This window comes from Syntrophotalea acetylenivorans (assembly GCF_001887775.1).
GTDB classification, from domain to species: Bacteria; Desulfobacterota; Desulfuromonadia; order Desulfuromonadales; family Syntrophotaleaceae; genus Syntrophotalea_A; species Syntrophotalea_A acetylenivorans.
The window spans coordinates 1,135,285-1,147,606 of record NZ_CP015519.1 but is presented as its reverse complement, the minus strand read 5'-3'; the positions used below and the strand labels follow the sequence as shown (position 1 = coordinate 1,147,606).

At 54.3% G+C, this 12,322-nt stretch carries 7 protein-coding genes; 2 read left to right on the top strand and 5 right to left on the bottom strand.

Annotated elements, in window-relative coordinates; translation table 11 throughout:
- Positions 1 to 6: 6 nt before the first annotated feature.
- The 5 genes from A7E78_RS05220 to tgt form a co-directional block, all read right to left on the bottom strand.
- Positions 7 to 906, bottom strand: a complete 900-nt coding sequence (locus tag A7E78_RS05220; RefSeq protein WP_072283245.1) for a sensor domain-containing diguanylate cyclase — start codon at positions 904 to 906, stop codon at positions 7 to 9.
- Positions 903 to 1,538 carry a chemotaxis protein CheC gene (locus A7E78_RS05215; RefSeq protein WP_235606799.1) on the bottom strand — a complete coding sequence of 212 codons (636 nt, stop codon included), beginning with the start codon at positions 1,536 to 1,538 and terminating at the stop codon, positions 903 to 905. The genes A7E78_RS05220 and A7E78_RS05215 overlap by 4 nt, the downstream gene beginning before the upstream one ends.
- A 10-nt stretch (positions 1,539 to 1,548) precedes the next feature.
- Positions 1,549 to 1,926, bottom strand: coding sequence for a response regulator (locus tag A7E78_RS05210; protein WP_072283243.1), 378 nt, complete (start codon positions 1,924 to 1,926; stop codon positions 1,549 to 1,551).
- A gap of 224 nt (positions 1,927 to 2,150) precedes the next feature.
- Positions 2,151 to 2,948, bottom strand: coding sequence for a hypothetical protein (locus A7E78_RS05205; RefSeq protein ID WP_072283242.1), 798 nt, complete (start codon positions 2,946 to 2,948; stop codon positions 2,151 to 2,153).
- A gap of 32 nt (positions 2,949 to 2,980) precedes the next feature.
- Entirely contained in the window at positions 2,981 to 4,090 is a 1,110-nt protein-coding gene (gene tgt / locus A7E78_RS05200) for a tRNA guanosine(34) transglycosylase Tgt (RefSeq protein ID WP_072283241.1), read from the bottom strand.
- Positions 4,091 to 4,327: 237 nt separating this feature from the next.
- On the opposite strand from tgt, the gene ftsH reads away from it, so the two are divergent.
- Entirely contained in the window at positions 4,328 to 6,238 is a 1,911-nt protein-coding gene (gene ftsH / locus A7E78_RS05195; protein WP_072283240.1) for an ATP-dependent zinc metalloprotease FtsH, read from the top strand.
- Between the two features lie 135 nt (positions 6,239 to 6,373).
- Complete coding sequence (locus A7E78_RS05190) at positions 6,374 to 12,163, top strand: alpha-2-macroglobulin (protein ID WP_072283239.1); 5,790 nt, start codon at positions 6,374 to 6,376, stop codon at positions 12,161 to 12,163.
- Positions 12,164 to 12,322 lie beyond the last annotated feature (159 nt).

The following is a 12,322-nucleotide window of genomic DNA, read 5'->3' as shown; positions in this document are numbered from 1 at the left end:
CAGTTTCTAGTCGTACAAAATGGCTTGATTGCGGCCGGATTTTGCCTCATACAGGGCGTCGTCAGCCTTTTTAAGTAGTGCGTCGCTATCCGCCATGTCCGGCTGCCTTTCAGCAATACCGATGCTGATGGTCATCTGCAACTTCACATCACGACAGATCCAGTTTTCCTCGGCAATAATGCGGCAAAGGTCTTGAGCCAGAACCAGGGCCGAAGAACCGCTGGTTTCAGGCAACAGGCAAGCAAATTCTTCACCTCCATAACGGGCGAATACATCGGTTTTGCGAATCCGCTTCAGCACTCTGGTGGAAAAGGCTTTGAGTGCCTCGTCGCCGACCTGGTGCCCGTAACGGTCGTTTATCAGTTTGAAATGGTCGATATCGATCATAATCAGGCTGAGGGGGCGATTGTGGCGGCGGCTTCGAACGAACTCTTCCTGAATTTTCTGAGCAAAAAAACGGCGGTTAAAGATGCCGGTCAATACATCCTTCCGGTTCATTTCGATCAACTGTTCCTCGTAGTTGACCACCTCGGTCACATCATTTACCGATAAAAAGATGTAGCGAATATTTTTCTCTTCATCCCTAATCGGTCCCATGGTGCAACTCTGCTGCATATAATCGAAACGCGCCTTATCACTGTAGGCGGGAAGAAAGGGGAACAGGTAACGGTGGAGCTTTTGGGAGAAGAAGGCAAAATTGCCAAAGGCAAAGACCGACCGGCAGTTGCGTAAAAACTTGGGATCGTTGAGGTTTGGGAAGAAGTCAAACAGGTTTTGTCCAACAATCTTTTCAGGCTCGATGCCACTATGCAAGGCCATCCAGCGGTTCCAGAAGTGGACCTTCAGGTCCTCGTCGATGACCACCAAACCCATGTTGATCATATCGGAAATCTGGTTGAAGATCATTCGTACTGCTCCATGAATGCATGCAAGGCGGTTTTAAGCCAGGAGATGGATTCGTGGTTGGCAATCAAAAATAGCTGACCGCTGATTTCCTGTTGCTCGAAATGGAAGACGGTTTTCATGGAAATCGCCATGCTGTCGGGATCAAACAGGTTTTTCGGCAAGGTGCTGTTGCACACATCCTGAATCATGACCCGCGGCGGTGAATAGATGACCACATCGTTGAGTAGTTCGGTGATTTTGCCGACGCAGGCCCCGATGAGGATGTTGCCGACCTCTATCATGGCCTCTTTTTCCAGTAGTTCAAGGCGTTCCGATGGTGCGTTGCGCTGGTCCTGCAACCCGAAAAGGGAAACCAGTTGTTTGCCGGCTTTGGCCGGAAAGACCAGCAGCGCAATTCCCTTGAATTTGCCAAGGAAGTACTGTTCGACCAAACTGAACTCTGTTTCGCTATCAACCTCATTGGCAATATGATCACGCAGATCAGAGGCTTTAAAGAGTTGAATGTCGGGGACGCTGAGCTCGATGGATAGATCGATGACTTGGGCCAGATCCGCCGCTGCCTGCCCGAAGCCGATATTCATCAGCTCCTGCAGGATATCTTTTTCCAGGTTGGAAAATTGAACGTCTGCCATCATCTCTTCCTTAGATCTGTTCCCGAAGGGCTTGTTCGGCCTTGGCGAGGGCATCTCTGACTGCTTTTGGAGATGCGGGTTTGGGCAGATGCATCAGGGCGCCAAGGTCGGCGATGCGTTGCTTGGCCTTTTTTTGCACATCGGCTGTGGCGGCAATGATAATGGCTTGCGGATCGAGCTTTTTGATTTCGGCAATAGCCTGAAAGCCGTCCATGACCGGCATGGTCATGTCCATGAAAGTGATTTCAGGACGAAATTGGCGGAACTTCTCCAATGCCTCTTGACCGTTGCACGCTTCGATAATTGAATAATTATCCTCTTTGGGCAGGCATTTTTTGAGAATTTGCCGGGCAATTGGTGAGTCGTCAACAATCAACAGAGTTATCATGATTATGATTATTTTTATGAAAGGGTTGCCGCCCTGTTTAAGGCGGAAACTTTATTTTGTTAAGGAAGATTTGCCGCCTTTTGATTGGGCGGTATCGATTGTTTAGCCCTGTGTTGCCGGTGTCTCGATTCTTTAAACGCAATAATTTAGCATATTACAGTGATGTAACGGAAGATGAAAATTTGGCCCCATTAAAATTTCTGCAGTTGCCGGGCTGGTCAGTGTCATCCTTTTTGGCGTCGTTTCAGTTCATTATTGATCAGGGCCTGTTGGGCCGAGGTTGGCTGGCGAGACAGCAACAAGGTCCGCAAGTCGCGTTTCGGTAATTTCGGCAACCACAGGGTAAACCAGACAAGGGGCGTCTGGCGGTGGCGCAGTATCGATTGGCGAAGGTTGGGCCGATTTTTCCAACGAGGATGACGGGCAATGATCGAGATGGTTTCCGCCGTTGCCTTCGGTCCCCGCAGGAAACGGGCGATGGCGGCCTCTTTAAGTCTTGGATTGCTCAAACAGGGCTCCATCAGGCGCGGCTCTCCCTTGATGAGCAGTTCACCGACCAGCGTAGCGGTGCCGCGCCTGGCCAGGGTGATGCAGTTCCCCAGAGGTTCGGATTCTAATCGAAGTAGAATATTACGTTCGGCAGCCAACCGTTGATCGGCTGTAACCGAAGGCAGAAAACAGAGGTCGACCAATTCGAAGAGGTGCAAGTGGGGCAGCAAGGTTTGGACAATGGGGGCAGGTGTCGCCGGATTTTTAACCAGTGCCAGTTTGAGTTGGCGGCTGGCCCCGGTTTGGTCGAGCTGATAGATAGCTTTGAGCAGATCTTCCGGCAGGTCCTGCCTTTTTAAGAGCACCAACAGATGTTCTTCCCGCAGCCCGGGGTTTCGCAGCGTGGCCCTTAGTACTTCGGGAGCAGGGTCTTGCAGGCAGTTGTAAAGCTGACCCTTATCGGCCGACAGGGCCCGGTGCAGACGGCGGGCCAGTTCGGCCGTCAGTTGTCCATCGTTCGCTTCGATGTTCATGGCATCATTATTAGCCGGTTCCTGACCATTGGTCAATTCCCGGAGAGATACTCACCAAGAAACTCGGTTTTAAAAGCTTTGAAGTCGTTCTGTTCGATGGCCTGACGCGCCTGGCTCATCATATTCAGATAAAAGTGTACATTGTGAATTGCCGCCAGAGTAGCAGAAAGAATTTCGTTGGAGCGGAACAGGTGGTGTAAATAAGCGCGGCTGAAATTACGGCAGCAGTAGCAGTCGCAGGACGGGTCGACGGGAAAAAAGTCCCGGCGGTAGCGACGGTTGGTCAGGCGAATTTTACCCCGTTTGGTAAAGAGAGTGGCACTGCGGGCGTAGCGGGTCGGAATCACGCAGTCGAACATGTCCATACCTCGTTCAACACTTTCGAGAATATCTTCGGGCAGCCCGACTCCCATCAGATAGCGTGGTTTATGTACCGGCAGCATGGGGGCGGTGTAGTCAACGACCTTTTTCAGCAACTCCAGTCCCTCGCCGACGCTGACGCCGCCGACGGCATACCCGGGAAAGTCCATGTCGCTCATGATCCTGGCGCATTCCTGGCGCAGGTCTTCGTAGATTCCCCCTTGAACGATACCGAACAGAGCCTGGTCCTTACGGGCTTGATGTTTGATACATTCTTCGGCCCAGCGCAGGGTTTTGCGAATCGACTTGGAGGCGTAATCGTGAGTGGCAGGGAAGGGGATGCATTCGTCAAAGGCCATAATGATATCGGCCCCCAGGGTGTTTTGAATCTGCATCGCTTCTTGCGGTCCGAGAAAGATCTCTTCTCCGGTGTTTTCGTGGCGGAAAAAGACCCCAGTCTCGGTAATGCGCTTTTTGGGCAGAGAAAAGACCTGAAAACCGCCACTGTCGGTCAGGATCGGTCCTTGCCAGTTCATAAAGCGGTGCAGGCCGCCGGCTTTCTCCACCAGCCCTTCACCGGGAGAGAGATGCAGATGGTAGGTGTTGGAGAGGATAATCTGGGCGCCGGTCTCTTCAACCTGCGCCGGTGTCATGGCTTTTAACGCGCCGTGGGTGCCGACGGGCATGAAGATCGGTGTTTCGATAACCCCATGGGGGGTAGTAAGCCGACCGCGACGAGCGGCGCAGGAGTTATCGGTGTTGAGCAGATCGAATTTAAACATAGAGCGGTCCTCGCCAAAATTATTGCTACCGGGAAACCTGTAGAAGATGGAGCGCGACTCTAGCAGAATTGGTTGGTAAAGGCAACTGCCGGCACACTTTAAACGGGCTTCCCAACAGGGGTGACACGGTTGCCAAGTCACGGTCCATTGTTATAATTGTAACTGATTTAATTAGAAGAATGCAGATATTCACTCATGGGCGTTCCTGTAAATACCCATTAGATCGGATTAGTTGCTATGAATAAGAATTTCTGGCGCCAGATGGTGGTTCTGGTGGCGATCGTGGCCTTCTTCAACTATCTCTATTTAGCCATGGCACCTAAGCGTCAGGAGCCGGTGGCCAATATTAGTTATAGCCGCTTCAAGGCTGAGCTCAAGCAAGACAATATAGGGAAACTGGTGTTCCAGGGACAAGAGATGAGCGGAGAGTTTCGTGAAGCGGTAGTGGTCGAGGCCACCGGTACCGTGGCTACAGAGACGGGATATTTGAAATTCAAGACCGTTGTCCCTCCTATCCCCGACCCGGAACTGCTCCCTGCACTTGAGATGCATGATGTAGAGATTCAAGCCCGGCAAGAAGAGCAGCCCTCGCCCTGGAGTACGGCTCTGGTCTATATTTTGCCCTGGCTGCTGATCATCGGCGTCTGGTGGTTCATCCTCAAGGGCTTGCGCAATCGTCCGGGACCTGGTGGAGGGCTGATGGGAGGTTTCTCCAAGTCGGGTGCCCGGCTCTATCTGCAGCAGCGATCTCACGTCACTTTCAAGGATGTGGCAGGGCTTGATGAAGTCAAAGAAGAGTTGTTGGAAATCGTCGAATATCTGAGGAACCCCAAGAAATTTGCCAAAATCGGCGGCAAAGTGCCCCGTGGGGTGTTATTGGTCGGGCCACCGGGTACCGGCAAGACCCTGGTGGCCCGTGCCGTGGCCGGGGAAGCGGGGGTAGCGTTTTTCTCTATTTCAGCCTCCCAGTTTATCGAAATGTTTGTCGGGGTCGGGGCCAGCCGGGTCCGTGACCTGTTCAACACCGCAAAAAAAAGTGCGCCGAGTATTATTTTTATTGATGAACTCGATGCTGTCGGCCGTTCCCGGGGAACCGGCCTTGGCGGCGGCAACGATGAACGGGAGCAGACCCTCAATCAATTGTTGTCGGAAATGGACGGTTTCGAATCCCACGAAGAAGTTATCGTCATGTCGGCCACCAATCGGCCCGACGTACTCGATACGGCGCTCCTCCGTCCCGGCCGTTTTGACCGTCAAGTGGTGCTGGGGCGGCCTGACTGGAGGGCTCGCGAAGCGATATTGGAAGTTCATACCCGGCGGATGCCGCTGGCTGAGGATGCTGACTTGCGGGTTATCGCCCGGGCTACGCCTGGCATGTGCGGCGCCGACCTTGAGAATCTGGCTAACGAGGCGGCGCTTTTGGCCGCTCGGGAGGATGCCGAGCAGGTCGCTATGATCCATTTCGAGAAGGCCAAAGATCGCGTATTGCTCGGCGCCGAACGCAAGCTGGTGTTGACGGATCAGGAAAAGCGCATCACCGCCTATCACGAGGCCGGACACGCCCTGCTGGCCAAACTCTCTCCCGGAGCCGATCCGGTGCACAAGGTTTCCATTATTCCCCGGGGTCGCGCGCTCGGCGTTACTCAGCAATTGCCTGTAAACGACCGCTACCACTATCCCCGTTCTTACCTGATGACCCGTATCGTTGTTAGCCTGGCCGGGCGGGCTGCGGAAAAGGCGACCTTCGGCGAATACTCCACTGGCGCCGAGCAGGACCTGAAGCAAGCCAGTGAGTTGGCGGAAAAGATGGTTTGTCAGTGGGGCATGAGCGACAAGATCGGGCCAATGACCTTTGATCGCGGCGAAGAGCACCCTTTTCTGGGCCGCAAGCTTGCCACGAGCAAGACCTTCAGTGAACAGATGACCTGGATTATCGACCAGGAAATCGAAAAGATCGTCAAGAGTGCCGAGGAGCGAGCTGACCGCCTTGTGGTCGCTCATCGGGAGGCGCTCAATAACTTGGCAGAGGCGTTGCTGGAAGAAGAGGTCCTGGATGGTGGAAGTGTCGATGCCATTTTAATCTCTGCCGGAATATCGCTGCCGGTTGAGTCTTCAGCTGCGGAGGATCAGCCTGAGGCCGAAGGATGAATTGAGAGTTGTTTTTAGAATCGTTGATCTCGGCGACCAATCCACGTAGGATGGCTGGATAGATAAAATTTAATGTGCGGTTTCCTGCCGCCTTTTAAGTTAAGCTCACTGTTGGCAATATAAGGATGGGAAAGGATGGCAAATTTCCTCGGTGTTGTTGGCCGTTTACTGCAAAATCTCTTCGGTTCTCTGTTCTGGGCGCCGCCACCCTGGGTTAAATCATTAGGACGATTACGCAGAGAACGTCCGGGGCGATTCTGGATTTGGCTGATTCTTGAATTGGCACTGGTATTCGGATCCTTTGCCGGATATGGTATTTACCAACGACTTCCCAAACATCCAGCCCTGATCGCAGAAATTGAGGCGCCGGGGGTGACCCCCAACGTTGAACATTCGCAGCCCGATCCTCTGCGGATTCGCTTTGTTTATGACAAGGCTGCGGCAGGCTCACAGCAGGAAGTGCCCGATGAAATCCCCTCGATGGCGCGCCTCGACCTGGTCAATCAGCAGGTTGACCAGGGGATTCGCCTCGATCCGCAGATGGCGGGGCACTGGAGTTGGGAAGGGGACCGGGATCTGGTTTTTGTCCCCACACAAGAATGGCCGGCCGGTACCCGGTTTCGCATCCGCTTCGGCAAACAGCCCTTTGTTCCAGAGATCCGACTCAGCAGCAGGCGTTACGAGTTCCAAACGCCCCCCTTACGTATTGACCTTGAGCCTCTGGAGTTTTATCAGAACCCCAGGGACCGCAAGATTCGACAAGCCGTGACGACCTTGCGGTTTTCTCACCCTGTAAACGAACAGAGCCTTCAACAACAGCTAACCATGTCCATGCGCCCTTCCGACGAAGGGATGGAGACCCCTCCGGCTGCTGTCGATTTCACTGTCAGCTTCGATAAAAACCGTCGCGAAGCCTATGTAAAGAGTGTGCCGCTGCAATTGCCTGAGCATTCCAATTATCTGCGGCTGAGCATCAAGCCCGGCGTGACCGACCGTATCGGTGGAGCGCCATCCAGGCAGGAAGCCTCGCAGCAACTGTTGATTCCCGACCTCGGCAGTTTTCTGAAAGTGGACAATGTCTCAACGGATATCGTCCGCAATCCGCAAGATGAACCGCAGCAGATGCTGACCCTGCGTTTCACTGACGATATTGCCGAAGCAGAACTAGCGGATAAGCTGCAAATCTGGCTGTTGCCGCCACGCAATTCGCAACGGAAAAACCGCCGTTGGCGTAGCCCTCGAGAGGTGACGGAAGCGATTCTTGCTCAGGCTACTCCTCTGGAAGTTTCCCCTCTTGAAACAGAGCTCGGTTTTGCCCGGGAGTATCACGTTCCTCTCGACGTGCCGCCGAACCGCCATCTCTATCTGCGTCTCAAGCCGGACCTGACCTCTTTGGGCGGTTTCGTTCATAAGTCTTTTTACGACACCCTGGTCAGGACTCCCCGTTACCCTCAGGAGATTCGCCTTGCCGCAGACGGAGCTCTGCTTTCTTTGACCGGAGCTCATCAGCTGGGATTGCTCTGCCGCGGGTTGCAGGCTTTTCGGGTGCGCATCGGCAAGGTTTTGCCGGGCCAGCTGCAGCACCTGATCAGCCAGACCCGAGGTGATCTGCGCGATCCCCAATTTCAACACTATCGATTCGATCAGGATAACGTCGTTACCTATGCCGAGCAGATCGTCGATTTGAAGCCCTTGCATCCCAAACAGGCCAATTATGCATCGGTCGATCTAAGCGCCCACTTGCCTGCCGGCAGGGACCACTTCGGTCTGTTTTTTCTCGAGGTCAGCGGCTGGGATAAAGAAAACAAGCGCTCCATGGGTTGGATCAGCGATAAACGGTTGATTCTGGTGACCGATCTCGGCCTGTTGGTTAAGGATAATGCCGATCAAAGTCACGAGGTTTTTGTTCAGTCCATTGCAAACGGCCGACCGGTGGCCGGGGCGAAGGTCATCCTGCAGGGCCGCAACGGTTTGCCTTTATTGACGCGTACCACCGATGCTGAGGGGCATGTATCCTTCCCCGTAACCAGCGGGTTTTCCAACGAGCAGGCGCCCACTGTGTATGTGGTTAAAACGGTTAACGATATGGCCTTTATCCCCTTTGAACGCTCATCCCGACGTTTGAATCTGTCTCGTTTTGAAGTCGACGGTGTGCACAGTCGGCAGTGGGATGGAGAGAAAAACGGGGAAAGTTTAGGGGCCTTTCTGTTCAGCGATCGGGGCATCTATAGACCCGGAGAATTGGTTAACCTCGGTTGTATTGTAAAATCCGAGCCCTTGAATAATATCGAAGGGATTCCGGTGGAGGTCGCAATCCGCAATCCGCGAGGGCATGAGGTGGCCAGTAAGCGGCTTAACCTGCCACCGAAAGGTTTTTTCGAATACGCTTATGCCACTCAACCCGTTTCCGAGACGGGCAGCTATCAGGTCGCTCTCTACCTGGTGCGTGATGACAAATACCGGGACCGTCTGATCGGCTCGGGCGATTTTCGGGTCGAGGAATTTCAACCCGACACCTTGAAGATTCAGAGCACAGTGGTCGGGGTCAAGGATTTGGGATGGAGCAGTGCCGGACAACTCACTGCGCAAGTGCGATTGCACAACCTGTTCGGAACTCCAGCCCAGAGTCGCAAGGTGACCGCCTTGATGAACGTACGCAGTGCCCGTTTCCGGTTCAAGGAGTACCGGGACTTTACTTTTATCGATCCTTGGTACGATCCGGAGCAGCCGACTTTGGACGTCAGCGAAGAATTGCCCGCTAAAATTACCGATGAGCAGGGCCAGGTGGAGTTTAATCTGCCCCTTGAACGTTTTGCGCAGGGAACCTATTTGCTGACCTTGACCAGTGAAGGTTTCGAACCTGGCGGCGGGCGCAGCGTCACGGCCCGTAACAGTTTGTTGCTCTCCCCTTTGAAGACACTGGTCGGTACCAAAAGCGACGGGTCGCTGGACTATATCAACCAGAATGCGGAACGCTTTGTCGAATTGATCGCCATAGACCCGGAACTCAAGGCCCAGGCTTTAGAAGGATTGCAGGCGCGATTGACGGAAATTCGTACTGTCTCGACTCTGGTGCAGCAACCCAACGGCACCTACGCTTACCAGTCCGTAGAAAAAGAACAGGAGTTGCAGACCGAGAATTTTGCCATAGGCGCCTCTGGCAGTCGCTATCAACTGCCTACGGCTCAGCCCGGCAGCTACCTCTGGGAGTTGCTAGACCCTCAGGGCCTTAAACTGGCCAGGGTGCGTTTTACCGTGGTCGGTCATGGCAACCTGCTGGGTCAATTGGAAAAGAATGCCGAACTCGACCTTAAGTTAGATCGCAAGGACTACAAAGCAGGGGATACGGTAGAGATGAACATTACCGCTCCCTACATGGGTAGTGGTCTGATCACCATCGAAAGCGATCGGGTGCATGCCTGGAAATGGTTCTCTACCGATACCACCAGCAGCATGCAGAGCATCGCCATTCCCAAGGGTCTTGAAGGGAATGCCTACGTCAATGTGACCTTTGTCCGTGATGCCAGTTCCAAGGAGATCTTTACCAGCCCACTTAGCTACGCCGTAGCGCCGTTCACTATTGACCGCAGTCAGCGGGTCATCGAGCTCAATATCGAGGCGGCTCCCCGGGTACGTCCTGGCGAGAAACTGGAGATCGCTTATAGTGCGTCTCGATCGGCGCGAATGGTCCTGTTCGCGGTTGACGAGGGTATCTTGCAGGTGGCGGGTTATCGAACGCCGCAGCCTTTGAACCATTTTCTACAAAAACGGGCCTTGCAGGTCGATACTTTACAGATGCTCGATTTGATCCTGCCCGAATTCGATATCATTCGTAAGCTCTCCGCCAGTGGAGGCGGTATGGCAGAAGCCAGCATGCGTAAAGCTCTGGCCGCCAATCTCAATCCCTTTGCCCGCACTTTGGAAAAACCGGCCGTCTTCTGGTCGGGTATTATCGATGCCGATAGCGACAGACGCACTGTCGACTTCACCGTGCCCGACTCTTTTTCCGGTACCTTGCGGATTATGGCCGTTGCGGTGGGAGATGAGGCCATTGGCGTGGCGGAAAGTTCCAGTCTGGTCCGCGGCCCCTTTGTGATCACCCCCAGTCTTTTGACCCAGGCCGCGCCTGGCGACAGCTTCCGGGCTTCGGCGAGCATCAGTAACATCCTGGAAGGCTCTGGCGATAACGCACCAGTAACGATACGGATTGAACCTTCGGAGCATCTGGGGGTTATAGGGGGTAATGAAAGGCAGCTGACCATCAGTGAAGGCAGCGAAAAGACCGTGCACTTCCAATGCAAGGCCAAGGACAAGCTCGGCGCGGCCCAGGTTAATTTCATTGTCACCTCTGGTCAGGAAAAGGCTGCGCGGCGGGCGACCCTGAGCATCCGTCCGTCGATTCCTTACTCCGCCACGTTGAGCAGCGGTTTCGCCAAAAATGGCAAGGCCCGTCTGGTGGTGCCGCGTCTCCTCTTTTCTAATCTTGCTGAACAGCGGGTGATGGCATCCAGCAGTCCGTTGGTGCTCATTGACGGCCTGTCCTCCTATCTGGAGCATTTTCCCCACGGCTGCACCGAGCAGGTGGTTAGCCAGGTCTTTCCGCTGGTCGGGTTGATGAGCCATCCGGCCTTCGCACCTCACGCCGCCGACAGCCAGCAGCGCTTTGCCACCCTTATTGCCAAGCTGCGGGAGCGCCAACTGGCCAATGGAGGCTTCTGTTTCTGGCCGGGTGGTAGCGAGGTGGCTGAATTTCCCTCCGTCTACGTACTACATTTTCTCCTTGAGGCGAAGGAGCTTGGCTATGCCGTTCCTGAAGAGTTGATGGGTAGAGGACAAGACTATCTGCGGAACTATGTTGGTCAAACCCCCGATAGCCTTGAGCAGGCCCGGGTGCGGGCCTACGCCATTTATCTGTTGACCCGCATGGCCGAGGTGACTACCAATCATCTGGTCAGCTTGCAGGGCTGGTTGGAAGAGCACCATGGAAAGGTTTGGCGGCAGGATCTGGCGGCTTCTTACATGGCCAGTGCCTATGCTTTGTTACAAAAGCGGGACGATGCGGAGCAACTGATTGGTCGTTACCGTCCAGGAAATACTGCAGGCAAGGGGGAGGGTGTGTTCCATTCGACCTTGACCCGCGACGCCCAGTTTGTCTATTTGCTGGCCAGACATTTTCCCCAGCGGGCGGCACAGCTCGATGGGGAAGTCCTGTTGAACTTCGTCGAGCCAGTATTTCGCGGTCGCTATAATACCATCTCTGCCGCTTACACCATTCTGGCCCTGGGGGCTTACGGTCAGTTGGGCGATTCTTCGTCGGGTGATGAAACGATTCGTTTTAGCGCCCTTGGTCGTAGCGGAGACGAGCGGGAACTGGTGGCTGAGGCAAAGCCCTTGCCGCAGACCAATTTCGCAACCGATGCCGCCAAAATACTGGTTTCTGCTGATGGTCCGTTATTTTATCTGCTGTCGCAGGCAGGCTTCGACCGGGAGTTGCCGCCTGCTACGGTTCGCGAAAAGTTGGAAATCAGCCGTGATTTTCTCGACCGGGACGGTAGTCCGGTGGATGAGCTGGAACAGGGCCAGGAGGTTACAGTGCGTCTGCGGGTCCGAGCCCTTGAGGAAGCAGTTTCCAACGTTGCGGTCATTGATTTGCTTCCTGGTGGTTTTGAGGTGGTTCGCGATTCAGTACCCCGTGATGTGGATGGTTGGCGCGCCGACTATGTAGACGTCCGGGAAGACCGGGTGGTTTTCTATGGTTTCTTTGATTCTTCGGTGAGGGAATTGAGCTACCGGGCCAAGGTGACCAGTGCCGGAGAGTTCATCATTCCGCCGCCATGGGCCGAAGCCATGTACGATAGGGCGGTGCGGGCCTCCGGAGTTTCCGGTACGTTCAGCGTTGCGCCGTCGGCTCCTGGAGGATCGTGATTTGTCAAAACCTGAAATTCAACTACTTTGTTCACGCCCGTTCGCTGATGCTCACTTAAGTCGCAAAGACGCAAAGAAGGGCACTTCAGGGTCAAGAAATCATGGGTCAGGAATTAGTTTAAGGTCTCCTTGGCGGCTTTGCGGCTTTGCGTGAGACAG